Origin of the sequence: Nocardia cyriacigeorgica (assembly GCF_010858045.1) — a bacterium.
Lineage (GTDB): Bacteria > Actinomycetota > Actinomycetes > Mycobacteriales > Mycobacteriaceae > Nocardia > Nocardia cyriacigeorgica_E.
Window position 1 is genome coordinate 38,002 of sequence record NZ_JAAGVC010000017.1, and the last position, 20,038, is coordinate 58,039.

Sequence of the window (20,038 nt, forward strand, 5' to 3'; positions counted from 1 at the left end):
TAAGCGCTCGCAGCGCGAACAGTCAATTCGCCGACCCGAAAATTCGTACTGGACGCCTGTCCAGATCTGTGGTTCGCTGCCAAAGATCGAAGGGAGTCTGTGATGTCGGTAACCCGCAGGACGCTGCTCGCCCGGAGCGCGGTCGGCTCGGCGGCCCTCGCGGCGATGCCCGGACTATCGGGCGTCTTCGCGGCAACGGCGGGTGCCGCGCCCGGCGAGTACGAGATCGGCGCCGGCCTGTCCGACATCACCGGACCGGCCGCCGAATGCGGCATGATGGGCTACTCCCAGCTGGAACAGACCACCGCCGGCATTCACCTGCGGCCACGGGCCAGGGCATTCATCATCGGTGCGGGCGGGCGCAGGGTCGTGTTCGTGGTCGCCGACAACGGCATGATCTTCCAATCCGTGCACCGCGGGGTGCTGCTCGCACTCGCCGAACGCTTCGGCGATCTCTACACCGAGCAGAACGTGCTGCTGACCTCGACGCATTCGCACGCCACCTGCGGCGGGTCCAGCCACGACTACGCCTACAACCTGTCGATCCTCGGTTTCCAGCAGCAGGTCTACGACGCCGAGGTACAGGGCATCGTCGAGGCCATCGCCGCCGCGCACGCCGATCTGGGTCCGGGTTCGCTGGCCATCGGCCGCGCGCAGTTGCGCGATGCCAGCGTCAACCGGTCCAGGATCGCGTTCGACCGCAATCCCGAGGCCGATAAGCGGTATTTCCCGGACGCCATCGATCCGGCGGTGACGGTGCTGTCGTTGCGCAAAGGCGGGCGCGAGATCGGTGCCATCACCTGGTTCGCCACCCATAACACCTCGATGACCAATGAGAATCGGCTGATCAGTTCCGATAACAAGGGTTACGCCTCGTTCAGCTTCGAACACACCGAGCACGGCGTGCGCTACCTGGACGGGCGTGCCGATTTCATCGCCGCCTTCGCGCAGACCAATGCCGGTGATATGTCGCCGAATCTGAATCTGCGTCCCGGCTCGGGGCCGACCGACGACGAATTCGAGAACACGCGCATCATCGGTGACCGGCAGTATCGCGCCGCGAAATCCGCGCTGGCGGCGGCGACCTCGATCGGCGGTCCGGTGGACGCCATGCTGTGCTACATCGATCTGGCAGATATCGCCGTCGACGGCCGCTTCACCCCGGACGGCCTGCCCAAGCGGACCGCGCCTGCCGCCGCGGGGGTTTCGCTCATCGCGGGCAGTGTGGAGGACGGGCCCGGCCTGCCGGGTGGCCCGATCCCGGAGGGCGTCACCAACCCGTTCGTCGCCGCACTCGGCGATCCGGGCACGCCGGCCCCGGCGTGGCTGGCCGACGCACAGGCGCCCAAAGCGATCGCCGCTCCGCTCGGGCTGCTGCCTCCGGTGCCGTGGGTGCCGAATGTGGTGCCGATCCAGTTGGTGCGCATCGGCGAGCTGTACCTGGCGGCGGCCGGTGGTGAGTTCACCATCGTGTCCGGGCTGCGGGTGCGCCGCGCCGTCGCCGACGCGCTCGGGGTCGACGTCGAGCAGGTGCTGATGCAGGGCTACGCCAACGCCTACCACGAGTACGTGACCACACCGGAGGAATACGCCGCCCAGCAGTACGAGGGTGCCTCCACCCTGTACGGGCGCTACACCCTCTGCGCCTACCAGCAGGAATTCACCCGGCTGGCAACGGCATTCGCGGCCCGTCAGTCGATCGCGCGCGGGCCGGCACCGCGCGACGTCTCCGCCCTCCAGCCGAACTTCGTGCCCGCCCCCGGCCCCGATGCGACGCCGCTCGGGCGCGCTTTCGGCGACGTCCTGGTGCAACCGGCCGCGACGGCGTCGCCCGGCACCCGCGTCGAGGTCGAGTTCGTCTCCGCCCACCCCAAGCACAACCCGCGCCGCAACGGCACCTTCCTCGAAGTGCAGCGCCGCACGGCATCCGGCCGATGGGAACGGGTGGCCAACGAAGGCGAATGGGCGGTGCGATTCCACTGGCGCTCACCCGGACCCGGCATCTCCCTCGCCCGCTTCACCTGGGACATCCCGGCCGACGCCACCCCCGGCCGCTACCGGTTCCAGCATTTCGCCGATCGTCTCGGTGGCGACGGATCGCTGACCCCGATCACCGGCACCAGCGACGAATTCGATATCGCCTGATCGGGCGTCGCCGCGAGACCCTTACCGAAACCTCAGAGAACCACCAGGCCGAACGCCATACTCGGGTCCTAGCGTCGCGGTGTGATCGGACAACGGGCCCGTTGGGCACTTCTCGCTGCTGTCGTCGTCGCTGCCGGGTCGGTGGGCGGATTCGCCGCCTGCGCTCGTACATCGGCGGCGCCCACCGGAATCGCCCTGGTGAACGCCGATTCCGGGCCGACGGGGGAGCGGGTGGCGCAGGCGGTGCAGCAGGTCGGTGACTACGAGTGGACGGTTCTCGCGGCGGGCGAGGCCGATCTCGACGACTACGCCGCCGTCATCACCTTGCCCGCCGATCTGACGGAGTCGATGGGCACCTTGGCGGGGCCCCAGCCGCGGCGCGCGCAGGTCACCGTGGCCACCCATGCGGGCGCCGATGGTGAGCTGGTCGACGGGGCCGTGTCGACGGTGACCCAACGGATCGGTGCCGTGGGAGTGGAGGCGGCGTTGTCCGCGACGGCCGCCGCCCGCTCGGAGATGACGAGTGTGCAGTTCAGCGCGCAGCTGTTGAACGCGGGTGTGAACGCCGCGGCAGCCGGGGCGAATCAGTTCACCGCGGGCGCCGATCAGCTGCTCGGCTTCCTCGATATGGCCAAGAACGGCTCCGCACAGCTGACCTCGGCGATCGAGCTGCTGAACAGCACCGTCGACGGTGCCGCCGCCCAAGCCGAACAGCTTGCCGCCGCCCTCGATTCGACGAATCTGACCATCGCGCAGGTGCAGCAGACGGCGAACACGATGAGCACGGGGCTCGATCAGATCTTGCCGCTGCTGCGTGGGCTGCCGTTCTCCGGCGACCCGCAGGTGGCCGATGTGATCAACAAGCTGCAAGCGCTGCGTGACGTCTCCGGTCAGGCGGGTGCACAGCTGACCGGCCTCGGCGAGCTGACCGGCGCCGCCGTCGACCCGAACACCGATCTCGGCACCTTGCTGCGCACCGTGGTGGCTCGATTGACGGGCGCGAGCGACCAATTGGCCCAGGGTGCCCAGCTCGCCGAATCCCTGCCGCAGCTCGCCGAGCAGGGCGGTGCGCAACTGCTGGCCGCCATCGGCATGATCGAAACCGGCATCGGCCAGCTCCAGGGCATCGTCACCAACCTGAACACCCAGACCGGCAAGGCGCTCGCCGCCCTCCCGCAGCGCGGTAAGGCGCAGCAGTCGGCGGTCGCGCTCGCGCTCACCGATCCGGTGGAGATCGTGCGCGAGTGAGCAATTCCGGCCCGGCTTCCGGCTCGCTGCCCTCGGCCGGTGCACGCGCACCTAGGGCGCGGAAACGATCAACGGCCGCCGCCGTCGTCGATCCCCGTCGGCATCGGCAGCCGGTCGGGCATGCCGAAACGCGGGTAGAGGGCATCCAGATGGAACCTGGTGATCGCGACGATCCGTTCACCCGCGCAGGTCAGCACGATCAGCCCGGCGGGGAACGCGAAGGGTTCCATGGGATCGTCGAGATAGGTGGCGAAGGCGGGCTGGGTATTGGCCGTCGTCGCCCGCAGGTGCGCACGACGGCGGCCGCGGTAGCCGAACGAGGTGCGCAGGAAGGCGGCGATGGCCGCAGGGCCGTGGTATTCGTGCCGCGCGGGCGGCATGGTGAGCCAGGCGTCGTCGGTCAACAGGGCTACGACACCGTCCACGTCGCCCGCGAGGTAGGCCCGCGCGAAACGTTGTGCGAGCGACTGTTCGGTGGCCGAGCCGGGCCGGGTCCGTTCCAGGCTGCCGCGTTCCCGGTGCAGGGCGGCTCGCGCCCGTTGCAGCGTGCCTTTGACCACCGTCGGAGTGCTGTCGAGGAGATCGGCGACCTCGGCGGTCGGGAACCCGAGCACATCGCGCAGCACGAGGATCGCGGTGTGCAGCGGCGGAAGTCGTTGCAGCGCGGCGACGAAGGTGAGCTCGACCGTGGCCCGCGCCTGCTGGTTCGCCTCCGGCCCAGGAGCCGGGTCCACCACCCGCGCGAGCACGTCGTCGGGGGCCGGTTGCAGCCAGGTGATCGAATCCCGGCGGGTCGGTTCCGGCGGCTGGAACGGCGGTATCGGTTCGGGTGGGCGGCGCCGCGCCGCGCGCAGCGCGTTGAGGCAGCGGTTGGTCGTGATCCGATACAGCCAGGTGCGCAGCGAGGAGCGCTGTTCGAAGTCCGGCAGACCACGCCAGGCCGCGAGCAGGGATTCCTGGAGGGTGTCCTCGGCGTCGGTCAGCGATCCGAGCATTCGGTAGCAGTGCACCAGCAGTTCCCGCCGGTAGGGCGCGGTCAGCTCATCGAAGGCCCGTTCGTCACCGGCGCGGGCCCGTTCCAGGAGGGTCTGCTCCACCCGGCCATCGTGCCATCCGGGCAGATTCGCCCGCCGCGTTCCGTTCTCCGTCGCGGCGGTGTCGGTACCTGTGCGGGCGGCAGCAGGCGGCCCACCGACCCGGAAGGACATCATGACCACGAGCAGTGCCTTGCAGACCGCGCTGGACTACCACCGCGCCTGGACCGGCCACGACTTCGACCGTGCCATCACCTACCTGGCCGACGACCTCGTCTGCGAGGCGCCGTCCGGGCAGATCACCGGCCTGACCGAGTTCCGTGCCTTCATGGAACCGTTCAGCCAGATCATGACGAGCTCGCGGCTGCTCGGCGCATTCGGCGACGACGCCACCGCGATGTTGATGTACGACACCACAACCATCCCGGTGCCGCATGCCCCCGGCGCGGAGCTCTACACCGTCGCCGACGGCCGGATCACCCACATCCGGATCATCTTCGACCGCGCCCCGTTCGAGGCCGCCGCCGCTGCCGCAGCGGATCCGGCGTCCTGATCTCGGCCGCAACAGCACTGCGGCCCGCACTCGAGGAGTGCGGGCCGCAGTCGGGAGGCCGGGATTACTTGGCGTCCAGCAGATCGATGACGAAGACCAGGGTCTTGCCGGAGAGCTTGTGGCCCGCACCGGCGGGGCCGTAGGCCAACTCCGGCGGAATGGTGAGCTGACGGCGTCCGCCGACCCGCATCCCCGGGATACCGTCCTGCCAGCCCTGGATCAGGCCACGCAGCGGGAAGGTGAGCGATTCGCCGCGGTTCCACGACGAGTCGAACTCCTCGCCGGTGTCGAATTCGACGCCCACGTAATGCACCTCGACGGTGCCGCCGGGCACCGCTTCCGCGCCGTCACCGACGGTGATGTCCTTGATGACGAGCTCGGTGGGCGCGGGGCCCGACTGGAATTCGATCTCCGGCTTGCTCATTCGCATATCCCCTTCGATATGTGGGTTCTTCGTCGGCTCTAGCGGTTGGTGATCTCGTGGTAATCGCGCGCACCGTAACCGGTGTAGATCTGGCGCGGACGGCCGATCTTGAGCGGCTCGCTGTGCATTTCCCGCCAGTGCGCGATCCAGCCGGGCAGCCGGCCCATGGCGAACAGCACGGTGAACATGCGGGTCGGGAAGCCCATGGCCTTGTAGATGACGCCGGTGTAGAAGTCGACGTTCGGGTACAGGCGGCGCTCGACGAAGTAATCGTCGGTCAGGGCGGCCTCTTCCAGCGCCTTGGCGATATCGAACAGCTCGTCGTCGCCGCCCAGCTTGGCCAGGATGGCGTCGGCGTGCTTCTTGGCGATGGCCGCGCGCGGATCGTAGTTGCGGTAGACGCGGTGCCCGAAGCCCATGAGCTTCACGCCGTCTTCCTTGTTCTTGACCTTGCGGATGAACTCCTTGACGTCGCCGCCCTGGGCCTTGATGTCGTCGAGCATCTCCAGCACGGCCTGGTTGGCGCCGCCGTGCAGCGGGCCCCACAGCGCGTTGATGCCACCGGATACCGAGGTGAACAGGTTGGCGTCGGAGGAGCCGACCAGGCGCACGGTGGAGGTGGAGCAGTTCTGCTCGTGATCGGCGTGCAGGATCAGCAGCATGTCCAGCGCGGCGGCGATCTCCGGGTCGACCTCGTAGGGCTCGGCCGGGAAGCCGAAGGTCATCCGCAGGAAGTTCTCCACCAGGCTCAGCGAGTTGTCCGGGTAGAGGAACGGCTGGCCGACCGACTTCTTGTACGAGTAGGCCGCGATGGTCGGCAGCTTGGCCAGCAGGCGGATGGTGGACAGCTCGACCTGCTCGGGGTCGCGCGGGTCCAGCGAATCCTGGTAGTAGGCCGACAGCGCGTTGACCGCGGAGGACAGCACCGGCATCGGGTGCGCGTTGCGCGGGAAGCCGTCGAAGAAGCGCTTGAGATCCTCGTGCAGCAGGGTGTGGCGGCGGATCTTGTCGGTGAACGACTCGAGCTGGGCCTGGGTCGGTAGCTCGCCGTAGATGAGCAGGTAGCTCACCTCGATGAAGGTCGAGCGCTCGGCCAGCTGGTCGATCGGGTATCCGCGGTAGCGCAGGATGCCCGCCTCGCCGTCGATGTAGGTGATGGCCGACTTGGTGGAGGCGGTGTTGACGAAGCCGGGATCGTAGGTGGTGTATCCCGTGCTCGCCAGCAGCTTGCCCAGATCGATGCCGTCGTTGCCCTCGGAGGCCTCGGCGATCGTCATGGGGTATTCGCCACCGGGGTACGTCAGCACCGGCTTGGCGTCGTTGATGTGATTCTCGGGCACGGAAGGATCCCTCTCAGGCTATGACCGTCGGCACCGGGTGCGGTCGGCACGGCGGTGCGCTTGACCATGACGCTAGTCGCTGCTTCGCCGGGCACGGGCAGGAGGGTGCCCACCGCACGATCTCACAAACGTACCGCCGGGCGGTGAGGCGCTGGTGCTCACGCCGGCACCGGTTCGGCCGCTGACCGGCCCACCCGGTACCGCACGAAGGCCGGGAAGGCCAGCGCCGCGAGCACCACACCGACCACCACCAGCACGCCACCGCCGGCGGCGGCTACGGCGGTACCCAGGCTCGCCGCGGCGAAACCGTGCGCAACATCACCGATTCGCGGGCCGCCCGCGACCACGACGATGAACACTCCCTGCAGCCTGCCGCGCATTTCGTCGGTCGCCACGGTCTGCAACATCGTCATCCGCAACGCGGCCGAGACCATGTCCACCGCACCGCCGAAGGCCGAGCAGGCCAGCGCGATCCACAGCCCGGCGGCGACGCCGAGGCCGTGCCCGGTGAACCCGACCGCGACCCCGAAGCCCACCATCGCCAACCCCCACAGCGCGATGCACACGATCACCGCGAGCCCTTGCCTGCGCACCCGCGGAATCCACCCGGAGAACACCCCACCGAGTACCGCGCCCGCCGACATGGACGCGAACAACAGTCCGAGCGCGACGCCGCCGGTGGCCGGATCGCCGAAGGTCTCGTGCGCGATCTGCGGGAACAGCGCGCGTGGCATCCCGAACACCATGGCGATGATGTCGACGGCGAACGAGGCGAGCAGGATCCGCTGGGTGGCCAGGTAGGCGAAGCCGTCGAACACCGTGCGCAGGCCCGCGCTGCGGACCGAACCGGTGGGCGGCAGCGACGGCAACCGCCACACGGCCCACAGCGTCACCAGCAGCGCGATGGCGTCGATCAGGTACAGCGTGGACAGCCCGATCAGTGGGATGAGCGCGCCCGCGAGCACCGGCCCGGCGATGGCGCCGAACTGGGTGACCGTCATCGACAGCGAATTCGCCGCGGCCAGTTGGCTTTCCGGCAGCAACCGGGGAATGGTCGCACTGCGGGTCGGCTGGTTGACGGCGAAGAAGGCCTGCTGCACCGCGAACAGGCCGAGCACCAGCCAGACATTGCCCGCGCCGCTCGCGGCCTGGATCCAGAAGGCGAGCGCGGTGAGCCCGGTGCCGGCGTTGGTGATCAGCAGCAGCGTGCGGCGGTCCATCACATCGGCGAGGGCGCCGCCCCACAGTCCGAACACGATCAGCGGTACCAGCCCGAACAGGCCGGCCAATCCGACGTAGCCGGAACTGCCGGTGAGCTGGAAGATCTGGGTCGGCACCGCGACGACCGAGAGCTGGGCACCGATCGTGGTGACGATGCCGGAGGTCCACAGCCTGCGGTAGTTCGGGTCGCGCAGCGGCCTGGTGTCGGCGAGCACTCTCACCGGCCGCAGATTATGCGAGCCGGACCCGATCCGGCCAGACCTTATTCATCACATGATTGGATGCATTGCCCGTCCGGGGATCAGGGTTGTAGACGCTGAACCGTCATGGTGTCGCCGTCGACGTTCACCCGGATGCGGTTGTGCAACCGCCCCTGCCGTCCCTGCCAGAACTCGACCTCATCGGGGCGCAGCAGATATCCGCCCCAGTGCGGCGGTACCGGAATCTCGTCGACCCCGGCGAAGCGTGCCGTGGTCTCGGCCAGTGCGCGATCGAGTTCGGCTCGTGAGGCGATCGGCCTGGACTGACGCGAGGCCCAAGCACTGAGCTGGGAGTCGCGCGGGCGCGAACGCCAGTAGACCGCCGTGGTCTCGGCCGATACCCGCTGCACCGGCCCCCGCAGATGCACCTGTCTGCCCAGCGCGGGCCAGACGAAGGTGGCCGCCGCGAACGGCACCGCGGCCAGTTGCGTCCCCTTTGCCGAGTCGTAATTCGTGTAGAAAGTCACACCTTCGGGGGAGAGCCCTTTACACAGCACCGTGCGCGCGACCGGACGCGGTGTGCCGTCGGCGGCGAGTGCGACGGTGGCGAGCACCATGGCGTTCGGTTCGGCGATACCGACCGCGGTGGCCTGCTCGATCCAGTGCCGCAGCAACGGTTCCCAGCCGCCTGCCAGCCAGTTCTCGTCCAGATCGGCATCGCGGGCGCCGGTACCGGGGGCGCCCTCGCTGTCGAAGGGCCCGGCACCGTAGTCGACGCGCATGGCGGCGAGATCCGGGTAGGAATTGTCCAGGTCACGCATGGGGCAGACGTTACTCCGCAGTAGCTAGGGGCTAAGGTTTTGGTGATCGGCATGTGCCGCGACCACCGTGCACCGCGAGCCATGCGACCCGACGTGCAAGGAGAGTCACCACATGACTACCAGCCCCGCGGTTCCCCCGGATTTCGTCAGCGGTCTCGAGGGTGTCGTCGCGTTCACCACCGATATCGCCGAACCCGACAAAGACGGTGGCGCGCTGCGCTACCGCGGTGTGGATATCGAAGATCTGGTCGCCAACCGGGTGACCTTCGGTGACGCCTGGGCGCTGCTGGTCGACGGCGAGTTCGGCCGCGGCCTGCCGCCCGCCGAGCCGTTCCCGCTCCCGGTGCACACCGGCGACGTCCGGGTCGACGTGCAGGCCGGCCTGGCCATGCTCGCCCCGATCTGGGGCTACGAGCCGCTGCTGGACATCGACGACGAGACCGCGCGGGAGAACCTGGCGCGCGCCTCGGTGATGGCGCTGTCCTATGTGGCGCAGTCGGCGCGCGGCATCTACCAGCCCGCCGTCCCGCAGCAGAAGATCGACGAGTGCACCACGGTCACCGAGCGGTTCATGACCCGCTGGAAGGGCGACCCGGATCCGCGGCACACCGAGGCCATCGACGCCTACTGGGTCTCGGCCGCCGAACACGGCATGAACGCCTCCACCTTCACCGCGCGCGTGATCGCCTCCACCGGCGCGGACGTGGCGGCCTCGCTGTCGGGGGCGATCGGCGCCATGTCCGGACCGCTGCACGGCGGCGCGCCCGCACGCGTGCTGCCGATGATCGAGGAGGTCGAGCGCACCGGCGACGCCCGCGCGCTGGTCAAGGGCATCCTCGATCGCAAGGAGAAGCTGATGGGCTTCGGGCACCGGGTCTACCGGGCCGAGGACCCGCGGGCCCGGGTGCTGCGCAGCACCGCCCAGCGGCTGAACGCCCCGCGTTTCGAGGTGGCCGCCGCGCTGGAGCAGGCCGCGCTCGCCGAGCTGCGCGAGCGTCGCCCGGACCGTGCCATCGAGACCAACGTGGAGTTCTGGGCCGCGGTCATCCTCGATTTCGCCGAGGTGCCCGCGCACATGATGCCCGCCATGTTCACCTGCGGCCGGACCGCGGGCTGGTGCGCGCACATCTTGGAGCAGAAGCAACTCGGCAAGCTGGTGCGCCCGGCCGCCATCTACACCGGCCCGGGGCCGCGTAAGCCCGACGAGGTCGCGGGCTGGGCGTCCATCTCGCACAGCTGAATCCCTCCGGTCGCGGAGCCGGTGCTGTTCGTCGAGCAGTCCGGTTCCGTAGCGGGGCAACGCGGCCGCAGCAGTCGGCCCGGCTACCGCTCGGCCAGGGACGCCTCCCAATCGACGGCGACCGACTCACCCCGGTCGACGGTGAAGAACGCGACTTCGAGCCGTTTGCCGAGATCCACCAGGCCGATCGCGGACAGCGGCACCGGCTGCACCAGCCGCACCCGCCAGGGCGCGGGCTCGTCCCAGGCCTGTAGTTCCAGGTCGAGCCGCAGTAGCGGATCGTCGCGGCCGGAGTAGTCGGCGGCCATGGGCGTCGCCGCGAGCACGGTCGCCTGGGCGCGGCGGCCGTCGGCCAAGATCTTCGCGATGCCGACCCGGCCCGGCCCGGCGTCATCGGACACCTGCAGCACCACGCGCTCGCGGTCGCCCGGGTCGACCCGGCAGCAGACGACGTCGCCCGGACGCATCCGGTCCAGGTCCTCCTCCCGCACCCGCTGGCGCACCCTGGTCTCGTAGGGCGGCTCACCGTCCAGCTGTACCCGCACCCAGAACACGTGCCCGGCCTCCCTGCGGCGCGGTCGCACACCGAGCACGGTGGCGGTGCCGTGGGTGCCGCGCAGCAGCAGCTCGCGCCGCGCCGAACCGGGCAGAACGCCCGCCTGCGGGCCGATGCGCCAGCGCAGCCGCGGACGCAGGCTCGCCACCGCCAGCCCGATGCCGAGCAGCCACAGGCCGATCCCCGAACGCCGGGCCCCCGCCGCGACGACACCCCGTGGCCCGCGCCGGCGGCGCCACCGCCCGGCCGGCGCCGACCGGATGCCATACCCACCGCGTGATCGCCGCCCGGAGTTTGCCGACAGCATGCTCATGAGGGTTCAGGTTAGCCGGAGGGTGGTACACACCACAGCGATACCGCGACTACGCTGTTCGCCATGACCAGTGCGTTCCCGACCATTCCCGACGACCTCAAGCCTGCCGACGGACGTTTCGGTTGCGGCCCCTCCAAGGTGCGACCGGAGCAGCTGCGGTCCCTGGTCGAGGTGGGCGCCTCGGTGTTCGGTACCTCGCATCGGCAGAAGCCGGTCAAGGATGTGGTGGCGCGGGTGCGCTCGGGTCTGCGCGAGCTGTTCTCGCTGCCCGACGGCTACGAGGTCGTGCTCGGCAACGGCGGCACCACCGCGTTCTGGGACGCGGCGGCCTTCGGCCTGATCCGCGAGCGTTCGCTGCACCTGACCAACGGTGAGTTCAGCTCGAAGTTCGCCTCGGTGGCCAAGAACAACCCCTTCATCGGCGATCCGATCGTGGTCTCGGCCGAGCCGGGCAGCGCGCCGGAACCGGTCGCCGACCCCTCGGCCGACCTGATCGGCTGGGCCCACAACGAGACCTCCACCGGTGTGTCCATCCCGGTGCAGCGTCCGGCCGGTTCGGAGAACGCGCTCATCGCCATCGACGCCACCTCCGGCGCCGGCGGCCTTCCGGTCACCATCACCGACGCCGACGTCTACTACTTCGCCCCGCAGAAGTGCTTCGCCGCCGACGGTGGCCTGTGGGTCGCGCTGATGAGCCCGGCCGCACTGGCCCGCGTCGAGGAGATCAAGTCCTCGGGTCGCTGGACCCCGGACTTCCTGTCGCTGCCGATCGCCATCGACAACAGCACCAAGGACCAGACCTACAACACCCCGGCGCTGGCCACCCTGCTGCTGTTCGCCGACCAGATCGAATGGCTCAACGGCAACGGCGGCCTGGATTGGGCGGTCAAGCGGACCCTGGATTCGTCCTCGCGGCTGTACTCGTGGGCCGAATCGAGCGAATACGCCACCCCGTACGTCACCGATCCCGCGCACCGTTCGCAGGTCGTCGGCACCATTGATTTCGCCGATTCGGTGGACGCCGCCGCGGTCGCCAAGGTGCTGCGCGCCAACGGCATCGTCGACACCGAGCCCTACCGCAAGCTCGGCCGTAACCAGCTGCGGATCGGCATGTTCCCGGCCATCGATCCCGACGACGTCACCCAGCTGACCAAGGCCGTCGACTGGGTCGTGGAAAAGCTGAGCTGACCACCTGAGACCAGCGAGAACCCGCCGCGCCGAACGCGTGGCGGGTTCTCTTTTTGTCAAGCGGGGGAAACTGCTTGGTTCGCAACGGAATAGAGCAGATTAGCCGTGCGCGGTGCGCTAGGGGTAGATTTCGATGCCGCGTGTCTTGCGGCGGGATTTACAGAAGTGCACTACTGTTCCAGAACGTGGGCGGTGTCGCGAGCCGACGCGATAAGGAGGTAACGGTGCGTGAACTTCGAGTGATCGGCGTGACGCCCGATTCCGCCCATATCGTCTGTGTGGACACCGAAAGCGGCCAGAAATTCCGGCTTCCCGCCGATGACAAACTGCGTGCCGCTGCCCGCGGAGACCTTGCCCGATTCGGCCAGATCGAGATCGAAATGGAAGCGACTATGCGACCACGCGATATCCAGGCCCGTATCCGCGCCGGTGCCTCCGTAGCCCAGGTCACCGAAGAATCCGGCATGCCGGCCAGCCGTGTCGAACGTTTCGCCTACCCGGTGCTGCTCGAGCGCGCACGCGCCGCGGAACTGGCGCAGAAGGCGCATCCGGTGCGGCCCGACGGTCCCGCGGTCGAAATCCTCATCGACGTCGTCACCGCCGCGTTCACCGCGCGCGGGCACACCCTGGAAAACGCCGAATGGGATGCCTGGAAAGACGAGAAGGGATTCTGGGTCGCCCAGCTGCAGTGGCAGAACGGGCGTTCGGAGATCGCCGCGCATTGGCGTTACCAGCCGGATGCGCACGGTGGCACCGTTTCCCCGCTCGATGATCCCGCCGCCGATCTGATCGATCCCGATTTCGGGCGCGCGCTGCGCGGGCTCGCGACGATCCTGCCGGAGGAGCCGCAGGCCCCGGCCCCGGTCGAGCCGCCCGCCGAGCCGCGGCAGCCGCGCGAAAGTGCCGCGCTGCCGCAGAATCAGCCCGTGCTGGAGGAGTACTACGGGCAGCGGGCCGTCGCCGCCGGCGGCACCACCGCCCTGCCCGCCGCGGCGTCGACCACGGGTTCGATTCCGGCGGCCGGTGGTTCGGCCACCGGTGCGGCCGCGACCGGTCCTAAGGCACCTGCCGCCGGCGGCCGGGTCGATGCCGAGCCTGCGGCGCGCGCCGACGCCGAGGTCACGGCCGAAACCACCGCCCGGGTCGAGCCGGTCGCGGAGCGCGCGGCCGCGAGCACCGTCGAGGTGCCGGCGGCGGCAACCGAATCGGCCGAGCCGGAGGCAGGCGAAGCCGCCACCGATGCCAAGCCCGCTCCGGCCAAGGCCGCCAAGCCCGCCCGCACCAAGCGCGGCAAGGCGCCGATGCCGTCGTGGGAAGACGTGCTGCTCGGGGTCCGCAGCTCCGGTCACTGAGCCGCGTCGGCGCAGGTAGGCGAATGTCATAACCGGCGAAGCCGCGGTATGACGCGGCCGGTGCAGGTAGATTTTTCGGTGTGTCGTCGGCCTCGGTCGGCGCGGGCGGTGCCGGGAACGCGTTCGACGCACCGGGCATTGCCCGAAGTTCGCGGAGCTCTTTTCGTGCAACTCGGGAGGTGCCGAAAATGCTGTCCAAGGCTTCGTCGCTCTGGTACGTCGACGCACCAGATCCACAGGCGGTGCTGCGCGAGGATCACGATTCCGACCCCGAGGCCGCGCGTGCGCTGGCCGAGCAGCTGCATCCCGACCACGACGTGGTGCCGATCATGGTGGGCACACTCGGCGGCTGCGCCGGTCCCGATGCCGACGAGGTGTACATCGGCTGCTATCCCGGTGTGACCGTGGTGTGTTCGCCGCAGGTGGCGCGGGTGCGGCCGACCGCGTTGCCCACGCCGCTGATCCGGCCGCTGGCCTCCGAGCACACCTATCTCATCGCGTTCGATACCGGGCATCGCTGGGGTTCGTTCGCGCATTGGGAGCGTGGTGAATTCCGGCGCGCGTTCAGCGCCAATCGTGTGCACATCCTGGAAGACGAAGGCCTGCCGCTGGTGTGGGAGCGTCCGTACTGGGCGGGTGAGCATCCGGTGCGGTTGCAGGTGGGCGACATGCCCGACCCACAGACCCTGCCGTTCGACCCGCCCGATTTCGCCGATGCCGCCAACCACGAATGGCTCGGGTTCCATTACCGCGCACCGGCCGCCGAGGGCGCGCTGCTGCCCGGGGACATCTCGGTGTGCGGGTTCACGCTGTACCCGAAGGGGCAGGCGCCCGATCCGGCGGCGCTCGACGGCGACGGCCGGCCGCATATCGCGAACGGGAAGCCGCGGCGCGGGCTGCTGTCGTGGTTGCGCCGCGGCGATCCGGTCGGCTGAGCCGCGCCGAGGGCGGGGTGAACGAGCCGAGTCAGGGGGCCGGCCGCCGCAACCAACGCCGCAATGCGTCGGTCACCTCGGCCGGGCGCTGCTCCATCAGGAAATGATCGGCGTCGATGCGCACCAGTTCGGCACCGTCGATATCGCGGGCGAGTTGTTCGGCGGTGGCCGACGGTATGGCGGGTTCGCGAGTACCCCAGATGATCGTGGTCGGGCAGGTGATCTCGGCCAGCCCGATCGCGAGTTCCGGGCGGTCCCGCACTTCGTATCCCGCCCAGAAATGCGCGTACTCGCGCCGGCCCCGCGGGGTGCGCAGCATGGCCAGGTAGTGGTCGAGCCGCTCGGTGTCGAAGGTGCCGTTGCGCAGGTAGCCGTGCATCCCGAGGCGGTGCACCCAGTAGATCGGCGCGGTGGTGAGCAGTGGCCGCAGCAGCCGGTGCCGCGCGGCCACCGTGAACAGCCCGAACAGTAGGTAGAACGCCGGGGTGAAGGTGCCCTGCGCGCGGGAGTTGAGAATGGCGAAACGGCGGACCCGGTCGGGATGACGCTGCACGAAACCGAGCCCGAGGAAGCCGCCGTAGTCGTGGCAGGCGAAATCGACGCGGTCCAGGCCCAGCGCGTCCAGCATCCGGGCGATCCGGTCGACCTCGCTGTCGTAGTCGCAGTTCCACCCCGGACCACGGGTGGATTCGCCCCAGCCGAACCAGTCCGGCGCGATCACCCGGCGCAGCCGCGACAGCGGTTCGAGCTGGTGTTCCCAGGCGAGGTGGTTTTCCGGCCAGCCGTGCAGCAAGACCAGCGGATCTCCGGTGCCGGCCTCGGCGTAGTGCAGGCGGGCGCCGTCCACGGTGATGTCGCGGAGCGCGATCGCCGTTGGGTTCGTTACCGGTTCGGTTCGGTCGGTGGTCATCCCGCCTCCTGCTCGTCGTCGCTGGTCCCGGCGGTGCTGCCGCGGGTTCGGTGCCGGCTGAGGTGCCGCCGTGCGCATCGTCGTCCCGGTATCGTCGCGCCCATGACACGGTCGGCACTTCCGGAAACGTGCTCCGATACCGCCACCGCGAAGCTGTGGATCCGGCCGGGGCATGCGGTCTACCTCGGGCCGAGCCTGGGGCTGGCCGCGCATTCCACCGCCATCGCCTCGCTGGGTGTCGGGGTGGACGCGCCGTTCCGGGTGCGGGTCGCGGACGGGCCCGATATCACCGCGCGCAGCTTCCTGTTCCGGGCCAGGGTGACGCACCATCTGGTCGAGAGCCGGGGGCGAATGTTGTTCTGCTTCTTCGATCCGACTTCGGCGCGGATGGCGCGATGCCTGGGTGGGATGACGCGTTCGATCGGCGACTATTCGGCCGACCAGGTGTGCGAGGCCGACATCATCGCGCTGTGCGACGACCCCGAGCCCGAGGTGGAACAGCTGCTCGAGCTGGCGAGCATTCCGGTGCCCGCGGTGCGTGATCCGCGGATCGCCGCCATCGCCGCAGCGATCCGCGCCGACCCGGCCCGGCCCCACCGCGCCGCGGAAAGTGCCGGTCTCGCCGGACTGTCCACCTCACATTTCCTGCGCACGTTCGCCGAGCAGACCGGCACCAGCTTCCGCCGCTACGTGCAGTGGGCCAGGATGCTGCGGGTGGGCCGCGCCTATGCCGCGGGCCACGATCTGACCAGGGCCGCGGCCGATGCGGGTTTCGCCTCGCCGTCGCATTTCAGCGACGTGTTCCGTGCGATGTTCGGGCTGACGCCGACCGCCTTCCTCGGCGTCGGCAGCGAGGTGCGCATCATCGACGACGCCGACTGACGCGCCCTCATCCGCTCGGCCTTCACCAACCGCCCGGCTCTCAGACGCCGAGCAGCAACCCGAGCCAGGCCACCAGCACCCCGATGGCCCCACCCGCGAGCACCCAGCGGGTGACCGGCGCGCTACGCCAGCGCCACGCCGTCGGCGCCACACCACCGACCGCGACCACGTTCACCCCCACCGACAACAGCGGATGCACCTCGGCCAGCGCCGCGCCGAAGGCGTAGACCGCGACCGTCGTCAGCACCGCGACCAGCACCGTCACCGTGATGCCCGCCGCCCACGGGGTGGGATCCTGGCAGTCGTGGTACGGGTCGTAGCGGTTGCTCGACAGATCGCTCATGTCGTCCTCACCCGTTCATAGAACGCCATCGCGGCCGCGGTCGCCACATTCAGCGAATCGGTGCCGGGGCTCATCGGGATGCGGGCGCGAAGGTCGGTGGCCGCCATGGCCGCTTCGGTCAACCCTGGGCCCTCGGCGCCGAGCAGCAGCGCCACTCGATCGCCGGTCATGGCCGTCGCCAGGTTCACCGCCGCCGGGTCGGGGGTCAACGCGATGATCTGAAAACCTTCGCGGCGCAGCAGGTCCAGGCCGCCGGGCCAGTCCGGCACCCGCGCGAACGGGACCCGCAGCACATGCCCCATCGACACCCGGACCGCCCGCCGATACAGCGGATCGGCGCAGCGCTCACCGAACAGGATCGCGTCGGCGCCGAGACCGGCGGCATTGCGGAACATCGAGCCGAGGTTCTCGTGATCGTTGACGCCCTCGAGCACGGCGACCGTGCGCGCACCGGCCAGCACCTCGTCCAGGGTGCGTTCGGGCAATCGATGCGCGACGGCGAGCACACCGCGATTGAGATGGAAGCCGACCACCTCGGCCATGACCTCGGCCGTGGCGCGGTAGTAGGGCGCGTCGACGTCGGCGAGATCCTCGGCCAGTTCCGCCAGCCGCTTGCCGGTGCCCAGCAGCGCGTGCGGCCGGAACGGCGAATCCAGCATCCGCCGCACCACCACGGTGCCCTCGGCGATCACCAGACCCTTGCCACCGGGACGGTCGGGCCTGCGATCGACCGACTTCAGATCCCGGAAGTCGTCGACCCGTGGATCGTCCACGTCGTCGATATCCACAACCACCGCCACAGCCGACATCCTGCCAATCCCCGGCCGCCGCGGCGGAGGCGGCCCGACGGAAAATCGGGTGCGCATCCGGCACGGCGGTGCCATCGTTCGAGGCATGGCCATCCACGACGACATCGTCATCCGCTCGGCACGTCCGGCCGACGGCGCCGCGATCCTGCTGCTGCTCGAGGTCTGCTTCGCCACCAGGACCTCGGCTGTGGAGAACGAACAGATCCCGCGCATCTTCCCGCCGGAACAGGCCCTGGTCGCCGAGGTCGGTGGCCGGGTCGTCGGGCACACCCAGTCCACCACGATGACCCTCACCGTCCCCGGCGGCCGCGCGGTGGACGTCACCGGAATCGCGGGGGTCGCGGTGGCGCCGACGCATCGGCGCCGCGGCATCCTGCGCGCGATGTACACCGAGCAGCATCGCCGCACCGAGGCCGCCGGGCTGCCACTGACCATGTTCACCGCCAGCGAGGGCGGCATCTACGGCCGCTTCGGTTACGGGCCGACCGTGGTCGAGAAGAGCATCCGGGTGGACCGGCGGGGCGCGGCGTTCCTGCCGATGGTCCCCGATCCGGGTGGGGTCGAGCTGGTCCCGCTGTCCGCCGCGCAGGAGCGCGTCAAGGCCGTCTACGACCGCTGGCGCAGGCTCGTTCCCGGCGCTCAGGTCCGCCCCGAGGCGGCCTGGGCGATCCGTTTCGTCGATCCCGAACGGTTCCGCGGCGGCGGCACCGACCTGTTCGCCCTGCTGCATCCCGACGGCTACGCGCTCTACCGCTACCGGCACGGCACCGACGGCTCGGTGGCCGAGGTGGTCGAACTGCGCGCGGTGACCACCGAGGCGCACGCGGCGCTGTGGCGCGCGCTGCTCGGCCTCGATCTGATCGACCGGATCGAGGCCGTGGTCACCGACGACGATCCGCTGCCCTACCTGCTCACCGATCCGCGTCGGGTCCGCACCACCGGCCGCTACGACGGACTCTGGTTGCGGCTCATGGATATTCCGGCCGCGCTCTCGGCCCGCGCCTACGCCTCCGACCTGGACGTGGTGCTCTCGGTACACGACCCGTTCCGCGCGGCGGGCGGCACCTTCGCGCTGCGGGTCCGCGACGGCCTGGCCGAATGTGCGCCGACCGATCGCGACGCGGATCTGGAACTGGGCATCGACGTGCTCGGCAGCATGTACCTCGGCGCACACTCACCGCGCGCCTTCGCCGCGGCGAACCGGTTGCGGGCCAAGAACTCCGGGCTGGTGCGTGCGCTGGAACAGGCCTTCGCCACCGATCGCGACGCCGAAATCGGCTGGTTCTTCTGACCGCCGCAGCCATCGGCCGGCCCGATCGGATGCGCGATCCGGGCCGGTCCTGGCATGCTGGAGTCATGCAGGTGGTCCGGCTCGTGCTCAATATCCTCTGGCTGATCCTGGCCGGGTTCTGGATGGCGCTCGGTTACCTGCTGGCCGCGGTGATCTGCTTCATCCTGATCATCACCATCCCGTTCGGCATCGCCGCGCTCCGCAACGCCGCCTACGTGCTGTGGCCGTTCGGCCGCACCACCGTGGACAAGCCGGGCGCAGGCGCGGGATCGCTGATCGGCAACATCATCTGGTTCGTGGTCGCGGGCTGGTGGCTGGCGCTCGGTCATCTGCTCACCAGCATTCCGCTGTTCGTCTCGATCATCGGAATCCCGTTCGGCTGGGCCAACCTCAAGCTGATTCCGCTGGCGCTGTTCCCGCTCGGCAAGGACATCGTCGATTCGGACCAGGCGTTCGCCCCGAACTACCGCTACTCGTCCTGAGTGCTGCGTTATTCGGATTCGGCGACGATCTGCTTCATGATGGTGACCGCCCGCGCCAGCACATCGAGCTGGTCCGGCGTGAGGGTGGACAGCTGGTCGGTCATCCAGGCTTCGCGGGCACTTGCCTCATCGGCGATCAGCGCACGGCCCGCCGGTGACAGCGACACGATGATCTGCCTGCCGTCGGTGGGATGCGGTTCGCGCGCCACCAGGCCGAGATCGGTGAGCGAGGCGATGACCCTGGTCATCGACGGCGGCTGCACCCGTTCGCGCGCCGCGAGCGCACCCGGGGTCATGGCGCCGTCGCGGTGCAGGGTGGCCAGCACCGACAGTTGGGTCAGCGAGATCTGCGAATCGGTCCGTCGCCCGCGCAGATGCCGCGTCAAACGCACGACCGCCAGCGACAGCTCACCCGCGAGCTCTCGAACATCCGATGGCGTTGTCACAGTTGAGCACGATACGGGACCGTGCCCGGAGTTCACGCATGTTCGCCTAGGCTGAGCCCTGTGACCCAGCAGGTGCCGCAGATTCCGCCTCGACTCACCGACCCACGGCCGGTCCTCGCGGTCGGCTGCGCGCTGTGGGCGCTGGCCACGCTCGTGGTCTGGGCGAGCGGAGACCGTTGGGAGACCGCGCGTCCGGTCTGCCTGATGGGACTAGCGGTCGGGTTGCTCGGATACACGATCTTCGTCATCCAGCGCCGGGGCGCCCGCCGCGGCGACAAGGGCGCGCAGACCGGGCTCTGAGCCCG

At 69.6% G+C, this 20,038-nt stretch carries 21 protein-coding genes; 11 read left to right on the forward strand and 10 right to left on the reverse strand.

The window, feature by feature from the left end:
• Positions 1–102 precede the first annotated feature (102 nt).
• Both GV790_RS16575 and GV790_RS16580 read left to right on the forward strand, forming a co-directional pair.
• Entirely contained in the window at positions 103–2,145 is a 2,043-nt protein-coding gene (locus GV790_RS16575; protein WP_163814252.1) for a neutral/alkaline ceramidase, read from the forward strand.
• Positions 2,146–2,226: 81 nt separating this feature from the next.
• Positions 2,227–3,393 carry a hypothetical protein gene (locus GV790_RS16580; protein WP_175585915.1) on the forward strand — a complete coding sequence of 389 codons (1,167 nt, stop codon included), beginning with the start codon at positions 2,227–2,229 and terminating at the stop codon, positions 3,391–3,393.
• Positions 3,394–3,461: 68 nt separating this feature from the next.
• On the opposite strand, the gene GV790_RS16585 is transcribed toward GV790_RS16580, so the two are convergent.
• A complete protein-coding gene (locus GV790_RS16585; protein WP_163814253.1) occupies positions 3,462–4,490 on the reverse strand; it encodes an RNA polymerase subunit sigma-70 in 1,029 nt (342 codons plus the stop codon).
• A gap of 112 nt (positions 4,491–4,602) precedes the next feature.
• Between GV790_RS16585 and GV790_RS16590 the strand changes: the two genes are divergently transcribed.
• The gene (locus tag GV790_RS16590; RefSeq protein ID WP_163814254.1) at positions 4,603–4,980 is read left to right on the forward strand and encodes a nuclear transport factor 2 family protein; all 378 of its coding nucleotides are present in this window, start codon (positions 4,603–4,605) and stop codon (positions 4,978–4,980) included.
• 64 nt (positions 4,981–5,044) lie between these two features.
• On the opposite strand, the gene GV790_RS16595 is transcribed toward GV790_RS16590, so the two are convergent.
• The 4 genes from GV790_RS16595 to pdxH all read right to left on the reverse strand — a co-directional run bounded on the left by GV790_RS16595 (position 5,045) and on the right by pdxH (position 8,986).
• Entirely contained in the window at positions 5,045–5,404 is a 360-nt protein-coding gene (locus tag GV790_RS16595; RefSeq protein WP_104897759.1) for an FKBP-type peptidyl-prolyl cis-trans isomerase, read from the reverse strand.
• A gap of 38 nt (positions 5,405–5,442) precedes the next feature.
• A complete protein-coding gene (locus GV790_RS16600) occupies positions 5,443–6,744 on the reverse strand; it encodes a citrate synthase (protein ID WP_104897758.1) in 1,302 nt (433 codons plus the stop codon).
• A 158-nt stretch (positions 6,745–6,902) separates the two neighbouring features.
• Positions 6,903–8,186, reverse strand: a complete 1,284-nt coding sequence (locus GV790_RS16605) for an MFS transporter (RefSeq protein WP_163814255.1) — start codon at positions 8,184–8,186, stop codon at positions 6,903–6,905.
• Between the two features lie 80 nt (positions 8,187–8,266).
• Positions 8,267–8,986, reverse strand: coding sequence for a pyridoxamine 5'-phosphate oxidase (pdxH, locus tag GV790_RS16610; RefSeq protein WP_163814256.1), 720 nt, complete (start codon positions 8,984–8,986; stop codon positions 8,267–8,269).
• 112 nt (positions 8,987–9,098) lie between these two features.
• Between pdxH and GV790_RS16615 the strand changes: the two genes are divergently transcribed.
• A complete protein-coding gene (locus GV790_RS16615) occupies positions 9,099–10,226 on the forward strand; it encodes a citrate synthase 2 (RefSeq protein WP_163814257.1) in 1,128 nt (375 codons plus the stop codon).
• A gap of 83 nt (positions 10,227–10,309) precedes the next feature.
• On the opposite strand, the gene GV790_RS16620 is transcribed toward GV790_RS16615, so the two are convergent.
• Positions 10,310–11,095: a hypothetical protein gene (locus GV790_RS16620; protein ID WP_256673348.1), complete on the reverse strand. Its 786-nt coding sequence runs from the start codon at positions 11,093–11,095 to the stop codon at positions 10,310–10,312.
• A 63-nt stretch (positions 11,096–11,158) separates the two neighbouring features.
• Here GV790_RS16620 and serC point away from each other — a divergent pair, with 63 nt between their 5' ends.
• The 3 genes from serC (at position 11,159) to GV790_RS16635 (ending at position 14,570) form a co-directional block, all read left to right on the forward strand.
• Positions 11,159–12,283, forward strand: a complete 1,125-nt coding sequence (gene serC, locus GV790_RS16625) for a phosphoserine transaminase (RefSeq protein ID WP_163814258.1) — start codon at positions 11,159–11,161, stop codon at positions 12,281–12,283.
• Between the two features lie 224 nt (positions 12,284–12,507).
• Entirely contained in the window at positions 12,508–13,635 is a 1,128-nt protein-coding gene (gene sepH, locus GV790_RS16630) for a septation protein SepH (RefSeq protein ID WP_163814259.1), read from the forward strand.
• Positions 13,636–13,823: 188 nt separating this feature from the next.
• Complete coding sequence (locus GV790_RS16635; RefSeq protein ID WP_163814260.1) at positions 13,824–14,570, forward strand: DUF6928 family protein; 747 nt, start codon at positions 13,824–13,826, stop codon at positions 14,568–14,570.
• Positions 14,571–14,601: 31 nt separating this feature from the next.
• Here GV790_RS16635 and GV790_RS16640 read toward each other — a convergent pair whose 3' ends face one another.
• On the reverse strand, positions 14,602–15,480 hold the full coding sequence (locus GV790_RS16640; RefSeq protein WP_163814261.1) for an alpha/beta fold hydrolase: 879 nt from the start codon (positions 15,478–15,480) through the stop codon (positions 14,602–14,604).
• Between the two features lie 102 nt (positions 15,481–15,582).
• Here GV790_RS16640 and GV790_RS16645 point away from each other — a divergent pair, with 102 nt between their 5' ends.
• Entirely contained in the window at positions 15,583–16,362 is a 780-nt protein-coding gene (locus GV790_RS16645) for a helix-turn-helix domain-containing protein (RefSeq protein WP_163814262.1), read from the forward strand.
• A gap of 40 nt (positions 16,363–16,402) precedes the next feature.
• On the opposite strand, the gene GV790_RS16650 is transcribed toward GV790_RS16645, so the two are convergent.
• Positions 16,403–16,705 (reverse strand): DUF2537 domain-containing protein, encoded by a 303-nt coding sequence (locus tag GV790_RS16650; RefSeq protein WP_163814263.1) that lies wholly within the window; start codon positions 16,703–16,705, stop codon positions 16,403–16,405.
• Entirely contained in the window at positions 16,702–17,505 is an 804-nt protein-coding gene (locus GV790_RS16655; protein ID WP_163814264.1) for a TrmH family RNA methyltransferase, read from the reverse strand. Before GV790_RS16655 ends, GV790_RS16650 begins: the two co-directional genes overlap by 4 nt.
• 94 nt (positions 17,506–17,599) lie before the next feature.
• Here GV790_RS16655 and GV790_RS16660 point away from each other — a divergent pair, with 94 nt between their 5' ends.
• Together GV790_RS16660 and GV790_RS16665 are read left to right on the forward strand one after the other, a co-directional pair.
• Positions 17,600–18,805, forward strand: a complete 1,206-nt coding sequence (locus GV790_RS16660) for a GNAT family N-acetyltransferase (RefSeq protein ID WP_163814265.1) — start codon at positions 17,600–17,602, stop codon at positions 18,803–18,805.
• Between the two features lie 65 nt (positions 18,806–18,870).
• A complete protein-coding gene (locus tag GV790_RS16665; RefSeq protein WP_163814266.1) occupies positions 18,871–19,287 on the forward strand; it encodes a YccF domain-containing protein in 417 nt (138 codons plus the stop codon).
• Between the two features lie 8 nt (positions 19,288–19,295).
• Here the strand turns inward: GV790_RS16665 and GV790_RS16670 are convergent, their stop codons facing one another.
• Positions 19,296–19,733 carry a MarR family winged helix-turn-helix transcriptional regulator gene (locus GV790_RS16670; protein ID WP_163814267.1) on the reverse strand — a complete coding sequence of 146 codons (438 nt, stop codon included), beginning with the start codon at positions 19,731–19,733 and terminating at the stop codon, positions 19,296–19,298.
• Between the two features lie 60 nt (positions 19,734–19,793).
• Here GV790_RS16670 and GV790_RS16675 point away from each other — a divergent pair, with 60 nt between their 5' ends.
• Positions 19,794–20,033, forward strand: a complete 240-nt coding sequence (locus GV790_RS16675; RefSeq protein ID WP_163814268.1) for a DUF2530 domain-containing protein — start codon at positions 19,794–19,796, stop codon at positions 20,031–20,033.
• The last annotated feature ends 5 nt before the right edge of the window (positions 20,034–20,038 follow it).

Excerpts from the sequence above, each read along its gene's own strand:
- GV790_RS16640 (WP_163814261.1), bottom strand. The coding sequence starts at position 15,480 with ATGACCACCGACCGAACCGAACCGGTAACGAACCCAACGGCGATCGCG.
- GV790_RS16620 (WP_256673348.1), bottom strand. The coding sequence starts at position 11,095 with ATGAGCATGCTGTCGGCAAACTCCGGGCGGCGATCACGCGGTGGGTAT.
- GV790_RS16575 (WP_163814252.1), top strand. The coding sequence starts at position 103 with ATGTCGGTAACCCGCAGGACGCTGCTCGCCCGGAGCGCGGTCGGCTCG.
- GV790_RS16650 (WP_163814263.1), bottom strand. The coding sequence starts at position 16,705 with ATGAGCGATCTGTCGAGCAACCGCTACGACCCGTACCACGACTGCCAG.
- GV790_RS16635 (WP_163814260.1), top strand. The coding sequence starts at position 13,824 with ATGCTGTCCAAGGCTTCGTCGCTCTGGTACGTCGACGCACCAGATCCA.
- GV790_RS16660 (WP_163814265.1), top strand. The coding sequence starts at position 17,600 with ATGGCCATCCACGACGACATCGTCATCCGCTCGGCACGTCCGGCCGAC.
- GV790_RS16615 (WP_163814257.1), top strand. The coding sequence starts at position 9,099 with ATGACTACCAGCCCCGCGGTTCCCCCGGATTTCGTCAGCGGTCTCGAG.
- GV790_RS16645 (WP_163814262.1), top strand. The coding sequence starts at position 15,583 with ATGACACGGTCGGCACTTCCGGAAACGTGCTCCGATACCGCCACCGCG.
- pdxH (WP_163814256.1), bottom strand. The coding sequence starts at position 8,986 with ATGCGTGACCTGGACAATTCCTACCCGGATCTCGCCGCCATGCGCGTC.
- GV790_RS16665 (WP_163814266.1), top strand. The coding sequence starts at position 18,871 with ATGCAGGTGGTCCGGCTCGTGCTCAATATCCTCTGGCTGATCCTGGCC.
- serC (WP_163814258.1), top strand. The coding sequence starts at position 11,159 with ATGACCAGTGCGTTCCCGACCATTCCCGACGACCTCAAGCCTGCCGAC.
- GV790_RS16590 (WP_163814254.1), top strand. The coding sequence starts at position 4,603 with ATGACCACGAGCAGTGCCTTGCAGACCGCGCTGGACTACCACCGCGCC.
- GV790_RS16595 (WP_104897759.1), bottom strand. The coding sequence starts at position 5,404 with ATGAGCAAGCCGGAGATCGAATTCCAGTCGGGCCCCGCGCCCACCGAG.